This is a genomic window from Psychromonas sp. L1A2, from assembly GCF_009828855.1.
GTDB lineage: Bacteria > Pseudomonadota > Gammaproteobacteria > Enterobacterales > Psychromonadaceae > Psychromonas.
On record NZ_WUAG01000001.1, the window covers coordinates 2,298,818 to 2,314,447 of the forward strand.

Sequence of the window (15,630 nt, forward strand, 5' to 3'; positions counted from 1 at the left end):
CTTATAATTCATCTGTTTGGCTTAAGCCTAATGTCAGTCTAAGTAGCGTTAAATCTTGCTCGTTACCGGTTTTGCTAACGGTAGTTAACGCTTGGCTTGGATGATGTATAAGCTTATTGGTCAACTTAAATGCTAATTCTTTTAATACTTTTTCAGTGTCATTGCCATTCGCTAATGAAGCAATAGCACGTTGTAATAATTCATCTCTTAATTGCTCACTATTTTGACGATACAATCTTATGCTTTCCACTGCTTTTAATGATTCTTGCCAAGCAATAAAATCATTAACACCTATTTCTATGATTTTCTCAGCTTCTATCGCAGCTTCAACTCGTGCTTGCTTATTCTCTTCAATAATACCTTGTAGATCATCGACGCTATAAAGGTAAGCATCGTTCAACTCTGAAACTTGTGGCTCTATATCTCGTGGAACCGCAATATCAATAAATAACATAGGTTGATGACGGCGATCTTTTAATGCACATTCGACCATGCCTTTACCAATGATTGGTAACTGACTCGCGGTAGATGAAATAATAATATCTGCTTTAGACAATTGATCTGGAATTTGCCCTAATGTAATTGCTTTTGCATCAAACTTGTCAACCAACTCAACAGCTCTAGCTAAGGTTCTGTTAGCAATGGTGATATTAGGCACTTCATGTTCGAGTAAATATTTACCTACCAATTCAATTGTTTCACCAGCACCAATTAATAGTACTCGGCTTTGTTTTAGATCACTGAATATTTGTCTTGCTAAACTCACTGCGGCAAAGGCAACTGAAATTGCATTTGCGCCGATTTGGGTATCTGTACGAACTTTTTTAGCCACTTTAAACGCATATTGAAACCACTTATTTAAGCTTTTATTGACGGCTTTAGCATGACTTGCGACAGCAAAAGCTTGCTTAATTTGGCCTAATATTTGTGGCTCACCTAATACTAATGAGTCTAACCCACAGGAAACCCGAAATAGATGGGAAATAGCTTGCTGATCTTGATAACAATAAAAGTTATCGTCAAAACTGCCTGCTTCTATATTGTGGAAGTCAGTCAGCCATCGCAAAAGTGAACTACTATCGTTCCCCTCAAAGTTGCAATAAATTTCACAGCGATTACATGTTGAGATGATTACCGCTTCTTTCACAAAGGGTTGCGCTAATAAATCGGTATAAGCAGTATTCAAAGAGTCAGGTGCAAAAGCAACTTGTTCTCTCAATTTTACTGGAGCAGTTTGATGATTAATTCCTAACGCAAATAATGGCATTTATATAATTCACAAAGACAAGAAAACGGATTAAAACAAAAGAGCTGAATTCTACGTAAATTTACGCTAAATTTAAAGCTAACTCTGTTTCTACGTAGTATTTAGTCTTAATTTTAAGCAATTAAGTGATAACTTCGCCCAATAAATCAGATTAACAAAATTTCTTCGCTAATATTTTTACTTGTTAGGCTTGCTTGGGTATTATCAGACACAGAATTTTTATCACCTAATTATTGATGAGCCCATGACTATTAAAAAAATACTTGCCTGCCTTGCTGTTACCTTCTCCCTTTCTGGTTGCTCTTTTTTATACGATACATTTGTATATCAAATTGATGTTGTACAAGGAAATTATATTGATAGTGAGAAATTAGCTGAAATAGAAATCGGTATGACTCAACAACAAATTATTTATGTATTAGGATCCCCAATGTTGATTGACCAGTTTGATTCGTCAAAATGGTATTATATTCGCTATATCAAACCAGGTGGCGAAGAAGTACAACAGTCAGAGATAATATTAACATTTGACGGTAATAAATTGATTGAGATAAGCAGTGACAATACATCTGAAGAAAATCCTTTAGTGAAAAGCCCTAAAGTCAAAAAAGAGCCAAATGAAGCAGCACAAACTAACGATACAAAAGTACCTTTGACTTCAGAATAAATAACAACATAAATTATTTTAAAAGGAGTGCCATTATCGCATTCCTTTTTTATTGCATTTTTTAGTTATACCAATGGAATTAAATAAGTGATCAGAGATTGCGCAGGAAAAATTAACACTAATAAGGCGTGAGTTGTAGGAGATAGTTGTTCTCACTTCAAAACTCACAACGCAGTTAGGGATGATTTTAACCAGCAAGAATGATCACCTTATTAATTCTTTTAGTATTATGGAAAACACCTCATCTATTTACCCTTCTATCCATCTATCTATTTAGTGCGCTAAATCACCTTTAATAACATAAGTTTATGGAGAATTGATCTAGCCCAAATTCCCTTCTAGTAATTTTTGCTTTTTATAAATCAAAGCTTATGATAAAAATTCCTTAAACAATAGAAGTGAATTAAAAGATGATTAAAAATTACTCTGATACTTTTTTAGAAGAAATGAAATTACTTGCTAAATTCCCTGAAACGTCTCAACTAGAAGGATTAAAAATTCATAAAGAAGCAGCACATTCAGTCATTCAAGCTGCTCAATCTCTATTTGATAAAGGTCTTATTTCCCAACATGACGGAGGATATTTAACTGATAGTGGGTTAGAGACCGCCGAGCATTTACGCCATGTCATCACCACTTTAAATTAAACTCGACTCCCTTATGGCAGTTGTTTTAATAGTAGTAAACGTTAAGATAAACAGAATAAATAAATGGTGAGCTCGATTATCTTTAAAGAGCTCACTGCGCCTCTATTTTACTTTAAGCACTTCAGTATTCTTCAACATGTTTAAATTTCTAACTTAATCAGCTTAATATTTCTATTACTCAGTTGAGTAAATAAGCTCAACAAGGTACATTCAGCGTTTCGATTCTGTAAAGGCTATTTTCTATGAAAGTTATTTCATTCAACATTAACGGGCTTCGTGCACGTCTTCATCAATTACAAGCAATCATCGACAAGCACCAACCAGATGTGATCGGTCTGCAAGAGATCAAAGTCCATAATGATGCTTTTCCAATTGAAGCAGTAGAAGCGATGGGTTATCACGTTTATTATCATGGTCAAAAAGCGCATTATGGCGTGGCTATGTTATGTAAACAAAAGCCGACTTCAGTACAGTATGGTTTCCCGACCGATAATGAAGATCATCAAAAACGCATGATCATGGTAACGGTAGATGATGAAGATGGGCAACCAGTTCATATTTTGAATGGTTACTTTCCACAGGGTGAAAATCAAACACATGAAACTAAATACCCTTATAAACGTCAATTCTATCAAGACCTGAACACTTATCTTAATGAAAACCACACGGCAGAAGAGCAAGTGATCGTGATGGGCGATATTAATATTTCTCCACTAGATTTAGATATCGGTATTGGTGAAGTTAATGCAAAACGCTGGTTACAAACTAAAAAATGTAGTTTCTTACCGGAAGAACGTGAATGGTTGGCAACATTAATGAGCTTTGGCTTCACCGATACATTCCGTTTATTGCACCCAGAAGAAAATGAAAAATTCAGTTGGTTTGATTATCGCTCTCGTGGTTTTGATGATAATCGAGGATTACGTATTGATGTCGTCTTAGCAACAGCATCATTAGCAGAGAAAACAGTAGAAGCGGACATTGATTACGAATTAAGAGGCATTGAAAAACCTTCAGATCACGCGCCAATCTGGACTGAATTCGCTTAATAGCCTTTGAAAGTGTACAAGAGAAGTAATGGGATTATTGAACCTAAAAGTTTAGTAAATGACGTTCAGTGTCACTAACCAATAAACATAATCATTACACTATCTAACCCAAAAAATTAAAAGGCTTGCTTACAATAGTAAACAAGCTTTTTTATTAATCCACTTTCTTATCACTACACATTTTTAAAACAATATTGATGACCAATTAAAGTTATACCAATGGAATTAAATAAGTGTTCAGAGATTGCTCAGGAAAAATTAACACTAATAAGGCGTGAGTTGTAGGAGATAGTTGTTCTCACTTCAAAACTCACAACGCAGTTAGGGGGGATTTTAACCTGCAAGAATGAGCACCTTATTAATTCTTTTGGTATTATAGCCATTAGTAGATGAAAAATAATAGTTACTCGCTATTTTAAATTTTTGGCCAGTTCAATAAACTACAATCAGTTAACGTGGATAGTTTAGCTTGGCAAGCCTCAGACAAAAACTCAGATCCTGTATCTGGTAACGCCATAAAATTAAAAGCTTGATCAGCATAGGTAAATTGAATTTGATACGCATGTAGATAGCCACGATCATAACGATAAGCTTCTTCAGCTGCATAGATAGGATCACCAATAATGGCACTGCCGACACTTTTTAATGCAACACGAATTTGATGTGTTTTTCCGGTTTTAGGTTTAACAACAAATAAACGTTTTCCCTCACCTAATGAATAACTAAAAAATTGAGTGATGGCTAAGTTATCTTGACCTCGCGTTAACTTCCACATCGAACGGCGTGACTTTTCCATTCCACCTTTAATTAAGCCTTGGCTCTTTTTAGGTTTTTTATCGGCAATTGCTACATAATATTTTTGAATTTGTTGAGTTCTAAATAATTCAGATAAACCATTTGCTACTTGCGATGACTTAGCCAGTAATAACAAGCCTGATGTCATTTTATCTAAACGATGTACGCTGAATAACTTTTGCTTTAAAAATTTTTCAACGGCAACAACAACACCAAACTCGCCATCTTCGCTGTGAAAATTAATTCCTGCATGTTTATTAATAACAACAAAGTCATCATTCTCTGCGATTAATGAAAAGTATGCATTTTTTGCTTCTATTTGTTCAAGCATGGTTAATTCCAATTATTAATATAAAAGACTGATCATAGATAGACGGTATTAAATAATGGCGAGGCATTACTTGATTCGTTATAGATCAGCTGGCGCATTTTGCGCTGCACTATAAGCTAAATTACTTAATAGTTGCGGTAGTATTCTTAATATTTCAACAGGTTCTGGTAGCTGTGCTAAAAGCTCTACATGTTGCTGATCTATATTTTCGGCAGGTGCTAATTTACTTAACAATAAAATAGTGGTTTGTAATATATTCTGAGTATTAAAATCTTGCTCAACCATTACCCAATGATCATTAAAAAGCTCAATAGCGACTAAAAATCCACTAGCAAACTGAATTGCATAATCCGATAATGTATCTTGCTCTGTTAGCCATTGTTGGCTGTTTAAATCATCTAATGGAATGGCTTGTTGATATAAATTTTGAATATTAGACACTAACGCTAACACTTGTTTTGCATATTCAGCAGCTTGCTGTTCATTATCGAAGCTAATATCCACTCCGTCTAACCATAAATAAGACAACCATTGTTCAAGGTCCACTAACTCAGGTAATGCTTGAACACTACATATAAATCCAAGTTGATAATAAGGTGCCTGCAAATTAGCAAATTGCTTATGATTTTCATTAAAAGAAATAAAATCTATAAATACATTATTTAGATGATCGGACATGATAAATCTCATTCTTGTGTGTTATAGCAATTACACTAATTAACTGATCTATTATTACTGGTTAAAAAAACTTATCGTTTCGTTGTAAGTTTCGTAAAGAGAACCACCATTAAAGCATTAATATCTTTTGGTTAATTTTCCGATAGACGATTAACAAAGTTAATCTTCGAAAGGCCTCAACTTACACCTTAAACGAAATCATTTTTTCTGCGTAAAATTTAAATCCCTTAATAAAGATAATTGTTATTAATAGAGGGTTGTTAGTCGTATACGATAATAATTGTTTGTAAAAATACTTAATGATCAAAATAGGTAACTCATTTTTATAAAGACAACAAAAACTAAACTATCACATACAAAAAAGCCTACCAAAAGGTAGGCTAAATCGAGTTATCTATTAACGATCTAATATAGAACGTCTGATAAGTCGTATAAATCTTGACGGAATGGTCGCTTCATTTCTGTCAAACATTCAACGATGTCATGGTCAACCATTTCACCGCTTTTAATGCCAACACAGCGTGCGCTTTTGCCTGCCATTAAAATATCAACAGCATAAGAACCCATACGACTTGCTAAAATACGGTCAAATGCCATTGGAGAACCACCACGTTGGATATGCCCCAATATTGTTGCACGTGTTTCACGTTTAGTTCTTTCTTGAATACGTTTAGCTAAAGCATTAACGTCAGTAATATGCTCTGTGATTGCAACAATCGCATGCTTTTTACCTTTCTCTTCACCTAATTGAATTTGTTTAATTAGCTTTTCTTCATCAAATTCTTTTTCAGGGACGATAACATATTCACTACCACCAGCAATCGCCGCCCATAGAGTTAAATCACCACAGTAACGTCCCATCATTTCAACAATTGAGATACGGTTATGTGAAGAAGATGTATCACGCAAACGGTCAACTGCATCTACGATTGTGTTTAAACAAGTCATAAAACCAATTGTAAAATCAGTGCCTGCAATATCGTTATCAATTGTGCCAGGAAGACCAATACATGGGTATCCCATTTCACTTAATTTCAAAGCACCCATATATGAACCATCACCACCGATAACGATTAATGCTTCAATACCGACTTTTTCTAATTGTTTAATGGCTTCTTTACGAACGCTTTCTTCTTTAAACTCAGGGAAACGAGCAGACCCTAGAAATGTACCGCCACGATTAATAACATCAGATACTGAGTGGCGATCTAATTGTTCAATTTTACCTTCATGTAATCCTGCAAAACCATCGTAGATACCAAATACTTCGACATCGTGTGATAGACAAGTTCGAACTACTGCTCGTACTGCACAATTCATACCAGGCGCATCGCCACCACTTGTTAGAACACCAATTTTTTTAATCACAATTTACCTCAACCAATTATACTAATTGACAAACATTATAAAATTTAATTATGACAGTTTGTGCATAACTTCAGATTACAATTATCGTCTATAAAATTAAAACTTTATTATTTTAACTCAAGTTAAATGCAGCTTTCTATAAGAAATATAGAAAGTAGATGACTAAACTGCATATCCACTTCATTAAAATAGCTATTATTTAATCACTGGTTTTTCATGTAAACAACCTATGACGCCTCGTTTAACAAGCATACAATAAGAGCCCGCTGTAGAATAACAATAATATTCATATTATGGTTAAAAAGCTATTTCTTTGCTGTTTTATTAATTTGGATCAGTTATCTTTTTTTATATTGTCACAAATTTGCAATAAATAAGCTTTAAGGTAACTGACAATTAAAAAGGAGAAGAAGATGAAAAATAAAAAGAAAACATTTAGAAATAAACATATTTGGTTTTCAGTTTGGAACCCAAAATCCACCCAATTAAGTCCTAAGTGTGATGCTGATTATCGCCCTATTCGCCAGTCAACTCGTTAAAAATATCTCAAACGGTTTATTAAAACCGTATCCCCCAATATGTCACATCAATTCTAAAACAAAAAAAGCAGGCGATTAAACCTGCTTTAAAATACTATCCAAAACTAATAGTTAAATTAACCTAACGTATCAGATGCCACCGCATATGATGGATCTTCAATCACATTCATTTCAACCAACACACCTGCTTTGTGTAATAACTTACGGCAATCTTTACTTAAATGACGAATATGTAATTTCTTACCTTCTTTTACATAACGTTCATTCAATACACTGATCGCTTCAATCGCAGAATGGTCAGCAACACGTGACTCAGCAAAATCAACAACAACATGTCGAGGATCATTCTTAACATCGAATAACTCTAAAAAGTTACTTACTGAACCGAAGAATAAAGGACCATTGATGCTATAAGACTTTTCAGTCGCTTCTTTGTTTTGGTCTATTTTAGCGTGGATATGGCGAGCATGTTCCCATGCAAATACTAATGCAGAAACAATCACACCTACAAATACAGCAATCGCAAGGTCGGTCACGACAGTCACCGCACTAACTAATACAATAACAAATGCATCTTTAACAGGCACGTTACGCATCATCTTGAATGAAGCCCATTCAAATGTGCCTAATACCACGATAAACATAACGCCTACTAAAGCCGCTAGCGGAACTATCTCAATTAAACCAGAAGCAAATAATATAAAGGCAAGTAATGCTAATGCAGCAGTAATACCAGATAGACGACCACGACCACCTGAATTGATGTTGATCATTGATTGACCAATCATCGCACAACCTCCCATACCGCCAAATACACCGTTAATCATGTTAGATGCACCTTGTGCAACACATTCTTTATTAGGACGACCACGCGTACCTGTCATTTCATCTACAACGGTTAATGTAAGTAATGATTCAATTAAACCAACTGCTGCTAGAATAAGTGAGTAAGGTAAAATGATTTGTAAGGTTTCTACTGTGAACGGAACAACTGGTAGAGAAAAAGTAGGTAATGTGCCTGCTATTGTTGCGTTTTCATCACCACTCATACTTTGTAGAAAATCTAAGACGGTGCGCGTATCTAATGCAGGTACAAAGTAAACTAATAAAGTAACCACTAAAATAGCCACTAAAGTAGACGGTACTGCATTAGTTAATTTTGGAAGAAAATGAATAATTGCCATGGTTAATGCAATGAGCCCTAACATAATGTACATCGCTTCGCCTTGAAGCCATGTCAAGTTGCCTGCTGCATCTTTAACTTTAAACTGCCCCAATTGCGCTAAGAAGATAATAATCGCTAAACCATTCACAAAACCTATCATTACCGAGTGCGGGACCATACGGATGAATTTTCCGAGATGAAATGCACCAAATAAAACCTGTAATAAACCAGCTAATAACACCGCTGCAAATAGATATTGAACGCCATGCTCACTTACCAATGCAACCATTACCACAGCCATAGCACCGGTTGCACCTGAAATCATACCAGGGCGACCACCGAATATAGCAGTCACTAAACCCACCATAAATGCAGCGTATAAACCAATCATTGGTTCTACTCCTGCGACGAAGGCAAAAGCCACCGCTTCAGGAACCAGTGCAAGTGCAACAGTTAAACCTGAAAGCACATCATTTTTAACACTGCTTTTATTAATTTGGGGGAATTCGAACACTGCTGTAGTTCCTTTTTAAGACGTAAAATATAGGGCGCGCATTATATCGCCCATTAAGGCTAACAGCAAAAAAAACACGATTTTAAATCAAAATGCCTGTTTCTGTTTCTATGCTTAAGTAAATGGTTAAGTAAATGGTTAAGGCTAAGCCACAATTTTTTTGATCGTTTCACTTTTAAGATGAATATCAATATATCGGCTTTGTTTTTTTTCTTTTAAAAAACTTAAGTCAACGACGACTAAACCATCAATGCAATGATTAAAATCAGGATCAATATTGAAGTCGACAAACTGTACCCCACCTTCATAACAAAGCTCAGTGTATTGTTTATATAAAGTCGGTACACTGACGCCCATATTATTCATCATGGTTTTTAGCTTCATGAAATCTTTTGCGTAATTATCACCGCTAAAATAAGTAAGTAACTCATTATCTAATTCATCCGATAATGAATAAGCGTTTTTTGCTATCGCTAAATACCCTTGTGCAGGAAAGTACAATTGATAAAAATACACTAAAAATACATGGGCTTTTTTGGGTAAAGAAGCGCTCAATGAAACAGGTCCAAATAAATAACGAATATCTTGGTTCATCGCTAAATAAGCACCTATACCTTGCCATAAATAATCCAAACTGCGTTTCCCCCAATAACGAGGCTGTACAAAACTTCGCCCAAGTTCAATGCCTCGCTCAAAGTAAGGTTGCATATCCGCTTGGTAATTAAATAGTTGTGCGCTATATAGGGCATTAACTCCTTGCTTTGATATTAAGCGAGAAGTTGTGGTAAATCGATATGCCCCTACTAATTCTAATTGTTCTTTATCCCATAGAATAATATGCATATAATCTAAATCGAATTTATCTAAATCACGTTTTTCACCAGTGCCTTCACCTACTGATCTAAAAGTTAGTTCTCTACATCGACCTAATTCTTTTAAAATAACGCCATGCTCTGGATTTTCTAATAAATAGATACTTTTACCATCAGAGGTAATCCCTAATAACTGACACTCTTTGATGGCATGTTTTAATTCAACTCTGGCAACTGGATGAGCAATGACCGTTTCAGTTTTAAAGTAACTTTGCTGCCCTTTCGCAACGCGATAAACTTCTTTTTGTAATAAATTAACTTTGACCTTAGTCGATAGTTGATTTTGGCCGTAACTACTAAAAGGAATTAACTTACCAATACTAACTTGAATACTTTGCTCATTATGTTTAAACATCTCTTTCACTAATAACAAACCAGCTAAAGGTTTATAAAACAATGAAGATGCATAAAAGGTCCAAGAATTTCTCGCTTTAATATGAATCGGTAATATCGGTGCTTTTGCTCGAGAAGCTATTTTTAAAAAGCCTTTTTGCCATGTGCAATCCTTAATACCTTTTGCGGTAAAACGGGAAACTTCACCAGCGGGGAAAATAATAATTGCACCGTCTGCTGATAAAAACTCATGAATATTAAGTAAGTCTTGTCTTGCAGTATTACCTGACATGTTATTCACAGGTAATAACACATTATGTAAGGGTTTTATTTCCATCAACAATTCGTTAGCGACTACCTTTACATCATTTCTTAGTTTTTTAACTAAATGTAATAAGGCTAAACCATCTAACGTGCCAATAGGATGATTTGCAATAATCACAACACGTCCCGTGACAGGAATACGTTCAATCTGCTTATCTACAGTGGTAAAGCTAAAATTAAAATAATCGAGTGTTTTCTCGATTAAATCAAATCCTTTCAAATTAGGATAACGCTCGGCAAACTGCAAAAACTCAGTTTCATGCAGTAGGTTTTTACACAATGAGCTTAACAACTTATGTTGTAATGAATTCTCTATTAGTTGCGGGAAATACTTCTTGAATACCTGCTGACTTGAAATCATTTTATTATCATCCTTTTATTCAGTTTAAAATAGAATAAGAACAATCGATGACAGCCAGATTACAAAAATAAGACCTATTGATGACGTTGTTAAGCAACCACACTGCATATTGAATAAAGTAATCGTTAAATGTTGAATGAATACAAGATTGAATAGCTGGGGCGAATAGAATTATTTAGAAGTTCCAACAAAAAAAGAATTATTAAAGGTTTGCTGAAGATAAATTCAAAACCCTTATGTAGATATTTTATAAGGGTTTTAAGTTTAGTTAGGCTAGCGTGCTTGTTACCATATTAGTTTGAAAACTCCGTTTCTACTTCCCATGCTTTTTGATGATATTGATATAAAGCATTAGTGCCAAGATAGTTAACTTTTATTTTATCTTTATTAATATAAAAATCTTTATTGAACACAAACGATCCGTTTAATAATGGTAATGTTAACCATTTAGTTGGCACCTCAATCTGTTTAAACTTAGCTAAACGTTGCGATGGGGTTTGTCCACTTTTGCTGCCAATAGTCCAACCCCATTCACCAAAAGACGGTACATTTTGATGATATTGTTCAGTGCTAAACCCTGCTTTTTGTAATGTTTTCCCTACTGAAATAAAAGCGGATTGAGCATGGAATGGTGAGGTAGATTGCACCACAATGACACCATCTCCACTTAATAAATGCTTCAAGCGGTAATAAAAATTCACACTATAAACTTTATTCAAATCAGGATGGCTAGGATCAGGTAAATCTACAATAATGGTATCAAAGCTTTGTTTTTTTGCTAACAAGCGATCAATAGCAATAAAAGCATCATCATTGATAACATGAACACCAGGTTGATTAAAACTGTCTTGTGTTAAGCGTTCAATTTTATCACTCAGATGAGGTGGTAAAAATGCTTCCGGTGTTTTAAATAACGCGATCAAGTTAGGATCTAAATCAATCAAGGTCACATGAGAAGGATTCCATTTTTGAACTTCTCTTAATGCTAAACCATCACCACCGCCAATAATTAAAATATTATCGTGGCGTGCAGAAGCTTGCATAGCAGGATGGACTAAAAACTCATGATAAATATGTTCATCAAGACTAGAGAATTGTAAGCGCCCATTAATATAAAAATTATAAATAGGTTCATAACCACCACCTAACAAACGCTCTGTAAATACCAGGTTTTGGTAAGGTGTTTGAGTTTGATAAACTACTTTGTCTAGATATAACATGTTTTGCATTTGCTTTTGCCAATGCCCGCCAGATACAAAAATGAGTACGATAAAGACTGCCAATATTAAATGGCCTACGATCAACTTAACTTTGTGACGTAAATATTGTTTAAAGCGAACTAAAAAGATAAAACCAGCAATTAAGTTTAGTGACGCTGTTAATGCTGCTGCTTGGCTAATTTCAATATTTAGCATAAACAGTACCCATATAGCGGCACCTACACCTGCCCCTATATAATCTGCACCATATATAGTCCCTGCATTATGTGCCAAATGATGACCGTAAATGGTTTCACGAATACGTGCAATTAAAGGAATTTCCATACCAATAAGGAAGCCCAAAATAAAGGCGAATAAATAAGGTAAATTAATACTAAGCCAAGTGATGCTGGCTAAAAAGTCACCTTTGATTAAAACATCATTTGGTATCTGATAAGTATCAGCAATGATTTGCGGTAAGGTTTGACTAAATCCGATCACAGAAGCAATGAATAAAGTCGCACTACAACCGATTAATGCCACGGTTAACTCTAAAATGACAAAACCTTGAAAGGCATCTTTGATTTTTTTAGCAGCAAATGCCCCTAAGCCCATAGAGACAATCATAATACCAATAATGGCATAGATAACAGTTTCCACACTGCCTAAAATACGTGCTGAATAATGAGAGAGAAGGTACTCATAAATTAAACCACAACAAGCTAATGTTGCCATGATTAAAATTAATAAAGCATCATCGATCACTAGTTTGATTTTTTTACTATTAAGTGAGTTTGATTGCATTGCTTGTTATTCGCTTATAAAAAAAGCCATCTAATAGATGGCTTAATAGGTTCGGACGATATGAGATTTTTAAATTAAGACATCAAGCCCATCAATAGCAATGCAATCGAGAATGATGTTGCTAATTCAATTGTTGCAATACCAACATTTTGTTGATCTTCAACCTCTTCACGGCGATTAATCCCCCATAAAACAAGAAACTTAGCAATCGCTGTAAGAACCGTTAATAAAGCCATTAAAATAATACTAATAACTACCCATTGAGCAATACCAAGCCATAATGCATTTGCATCAAAAATGATAAAGTAACTAGCAGCCGTTACCGACATAGCCGTGGAAATTAAGTAACCGCTGTAACGTAACGATAATGCAATGTGTTCATTAACCAATGCAGTTTGGAAAGAAATACCGTTATTTTTTGCATATTTCCATTCAAAAAGACGAGTAATAATGACTAACATAACTTGTGAAACAATCCATGCTGCGATCAAAGCAATAAAGGTATCTACAGTTAATCCATCAACCCACATAATGGCAGCACGTACAACAATTGCAGTGGCAATAACTGAAGCGGCATCAACCAGTGCAACAGCAATGTTACGGTCTAAAATTAACTCTTGTTTATTAAAATCAGGTAACGCAAATTTGTCATGAATATAACGTCCTGCTTTAATTAAAATTAAACCTGCTAAACCGTAGCTAAGCATACCAATAAACTCTATTTGGTATGATCCTGCTAGTTCACCAGTGATCGCACCACTTAACGCAATACCCATTGCTGCCACACCACCAGCCATACTGATGCCATAAGCAAAGTTATCTTTTTTTGCTAATTCATCAGCAGTATCAACTTTACCAATCATACCCATCGCATAACGAATACAGCCTAATAATAAGATAGCCACTGCCATATCAATTGCTAAATAACCTATCAGCGATCCACTGAGATCTAACGTTGTGATTAATTCATTCATATTACTATCCTATTTACCGCGTCTAACGCCACGTGAAGTGGTCGATGTGCTATTTCTGAAACTACTCGATGATGCTTTCTGTTTAGAGTAACTGGATTTCCCTGAAAAACTTGGTGCACGTTGTGCCTGCTTACTCGCAGTAGACATACTACTAGCGCCGGTTTTAGATTTGGCGTAAGGGCTATTAAAGCTTCCTTTATTACCAAACTTTTTCTTCGTGCGTTGTGCTAAATCATCTTGAGATTTCTTTTGTTGCGGTGAAGTATAACGATTACGACCCACATCATTGTAGTAACTATAGTCTCGACGAGAAGACCAACGATCATAACCAATTTGACGAGGTGAAATGGCAGAAAATAAAGTATAAGCGGCATACCACTGCCAAAATGAACCACCACTACTGTTTGATTGCCATTGACCGTAACCAGGATTACCCACTAGCTGACTACCAGCACCATTACTTTCAGCGCCATTTGCTTGTAAGCTTTGGGCTTGGCTAATTGCATTAACTCGAGCCAATTCACCATCAGACATATCGGCAATAACATTGATAGGATCCGACAAAGCATCGCTATATAAATTTGGGTCAGAAGCTTCAACTAACGTTTCACTTTCGTAAAGTTGTGCTTCGATATCGCCTAATACATCAGGTCTCGATTTTAAAGTCGATAGACGATCAGTTAACGAACGGTACATAGGACCATTACGAGTGGCATCTTTAGACAGCTCAGTTAGCAATGGACTAAGGTCGGGTTTTTCTTTAGCTAATAACGTTGCATATTGCTGCAAGATAATCGCATTACGAATACGATCTGTATCTAAGTTACTACCTAAGTTTTCAATTAAATAATCGGCTGTTTTAATATTTGCTTGCAGTCGATCTGCACGGTCATCGCCACAGGCAACAAGCAACAAACTAAAACAACAGATAAGAAAAATGCGCATATGCTTTATAATTCCTTACTGTTAAGCGTTCTATCAGACAATACTTTAATGACACGTTGTAAGTCATCAGCTGTATCAACACCTGCCGGCGGTAATTCACAGGCAATATCAACATGTATTTTGTAACCATGCCACAATACACGTAATTGCTCTAATTTCTCTATCATTTCTAAAGGTGATACAGATAATTGTGCGTATTGTTTTAAAAAGCTAACACGGTAGGCATAAATGCCAATATGACGTTGTAAATGTTGCAAATTAACATTTTTTGCTTGTTGGTTTTTTGCAGTGAAATTATCGCGATCCCAAGGTGTTGTCGCACGGCTAAAATATAAAGCGAGTTTATTTTTATCTGTAACAACTTTAACTGCATTAATATTAAATGCATCTTCTTGATCAGTAATAGGGGCACTTAATGTGGCAACACTCGCTTGTTCATTAGCAAATAGATTATTGGCGACTTGCTTTATTACACTTGGTGGAATTAAAGGCTCATCGCCCTGCACATTAACGATTATTTCATCGTCTGCAAATTGATAGATAGTGCAAACTTCAGCCAACCTGTCTGTACCTGATTCATGATTTTTAGATGTTAAACAGACATCAATATTATTTAAGTCTTTTAAAACGTCAACAATACGTTGATCATCAGTGGCCACAATGACTTGTTTAGCACCACTTTTTAATGCTTGCTCTGCAACACGTTCAATCATGGTTTTACCCAAAATATCAGCCAATGGTTTTGCTGGTAATCGGGTAGATTGGTACCGTGCCGGAATAACTACAATAAATGACATA

At 35.3% G+C, this 15,630-nt stretch carries 14 protein-coding genes; 4 read left to right on the forward strand and 10 right to left on the reverse strand.

The window, feature by feature from the left end:
- Position 1: 1 nt before the first annotated feature.
- Positions 2-1,267 (reverse strand): glutamyl-tRNA reductase, encoded by a 1,266-nt coding sequence (gene hemA / locus GQR59_RS09720; protein WP_160062005.1) that lies wholly within the window; start codon positions 1,265-1,267, stop codon positions 2-4.
- A 244-nt stretch (positions 1,268-1,511) separates the two neighbouring features.
- Between hemA and GQR59_RS09725 the strand changes: the two genes are divergently transcribed.
- The 3 genes from GQR59_RS09725 to xthA all read left to right on the forward strand — a co-directional run bounded on the left by GQR59_RS09725 (position 1,512) and on the right by xthA (position 3,630).
- Positions 1,512-1,934 (forward strand): outer membrane protein assembly factor BamE, encoded by a 423-nt coding sequence (locus GQR59_RS09725; protein WP_160062007.1) that lies wholly within the window; start codon positions 1,512-1,514, stop codon positions 1,932-1,934.
- Positions 1,935-2,344: 410 nt separating this feature from the next.
- Positions 2,345-2,581: a TIGR02647 family protein gene (locus tag GQR59_RS09730; RefSeq protein WP_160062009.1), complete on the forward strand. Its 237-nt coding sequence runs from the start codon at positions 2,345-2,347 to the stop codon at positions 2,579-2,581.
- Between the two features lie 242 nt (positions 2,582-2,823).
- On the forward strand, positions 2,824-3,630 hold the full coding sequence (gene xthA, locus GQR59_RS09735) for an exodeoxyribonuclease III (RefSeq protein ID WP_160062011.1): 807 nt from the start codon (positions 2,824-2,826) through the stop codon (positions 3,628-3,630).
- 415 nt (positions 3,631-4,045) lie between these two features.
- Here the strand turns inward: xthA and GQR59_RS09740 are convergent, their stop codons facing one another.
- The 3 genes from GQR59_RS09740 to pfkA all read right to left on the reverse strand — a co-directional run bounded on the left by GQR59_RS09740 (position 4,046) and on the right by pfkA (position 6,802).
- Positions 4,046-4,756: a TIGR01621 family pseudouridine synthase gene (locus GQR59_RS09740; RefSeq protein ID WP_160062013.1), complete on the reverse strand. Its 711-nt coding sequence runs from the start codon at positions 4,754-4,756 to the stop codon at positions 4,046-4,048.
- 78 nt (positions 4,757-4,834) lie between these two features.
- A complete protein-coding gene (locus GQR59_RS09745) occupies positions 4,835-5,434 on the reverse strand; it encodes a UPF0149 family protein (protein WP_160062015.1) in 600 nt (199 codons plus the stop codon).
- Positions 5,435-5,839: 405 nt separating this feature from the next.
- Complete coding sequence (gene pfkA / locus GQR59_RS09750) at positions 5,840-6,802, reverse strand: 6-phosphofructokinase (protein ID WP_160062017.1); 963 nt, start codon at positions 6,800-6,802, stop codon at positions 5,840-5,842.
- 413 nt (positions 6,803-7,215) lie between these two features.
- On the opposite strand from pfkA, the gene GQR59_RS18850 reads away from it, so the two are divergent.
- A complete protein-coding gene (locus tag GQR59_RS18850; protein WP_268892984.1) occupies positions 7,216-7,341 on the forward strand; it encodes a hypothetical protein in 126 nt (41 codons plus the stop codon).
- A gap of 116 nt (positions 7,342-7,457) precedes the next feature.
- Here the strand turns inward: GQR59_RS18850 and GQR59_RS09755 are convergent, their stop codons facing one another.
- From GQR59_RS09755 to kdsB, 6 genes are all read right to left on the reverse strand, one after another.
- Positions 7,458-9,020, reverse strand: coding sequence for a SulP family inorganic anion transporter (locus tag GQR59_RS09755; RefSeq protein WP_160062019.1), 1,563 nt, complete (start codon positions 9,018-9,020; stop codon positions 7,458-7,460).
- A gap of 144 nt (positions 9,021-9,164) precedes the next feature.
- The gene (locus GQR59_RS09760) at positions 9,165-10,910 is read right to left on the reverse strand and encodes a lysophospholipid acyltransferase family protein (RefSeq protein ID WP_160062021.1); all 1,746 of its coding nucleotides are present in this window, start codon (positions 10,908-10,910) and stop codon (positions 9,165-9,167) included.
- Positions 10,911-11,203: 293 nt separating this feature from the next.
- A complete protein-coding gene (locus GQR59_RS09765; RefSeq protein WP_160062023.1) occupies positions 11,204-12,913 on the reverse strand; it encodes a polyamine aminopropyltransferase in 1,710 nt (569 codons plus the stop codon).
- Between the two features lie 74 nt (positions 12,914-12,987).
- Positions 12,988-13,887, reverse strand: coding sequence for a DUF350 domain-containing protein (locus tag GQR59_RS09770; protein WP_160062025.1), 900 nt, complete (start codon positions 13,885-13,887; stop codon positions 12,988-12,990).
- A gap of 9 nt (positions 13,888-13,896) precedes the next feature.
- Complete coding sequence (locus GQR59_RS09775; RefSeq protein ID WP_160062027.1) at positions 13,897-14,832, reverse strand: hypothetical protein; 936 nt, start codon at positions 14,830-14,832, stop codon at positions 13,897-13,899.
- Positions 14,833-14,837: 5 nt separating this feature from the next.
- Positions 14,838-15,629, reverse strand: coding sequence for a 3-deoxy-manno-octulosonate cytidylyltransferase (gene kdsB, locus GQR59_RS09780; protein WP_160062029.1), 792 nt, complete (start codon positions 15,627-15,629; stop codon positions 14,838-14,840).
- Position 15,630 lies beyond the last annotated feature (1 nt).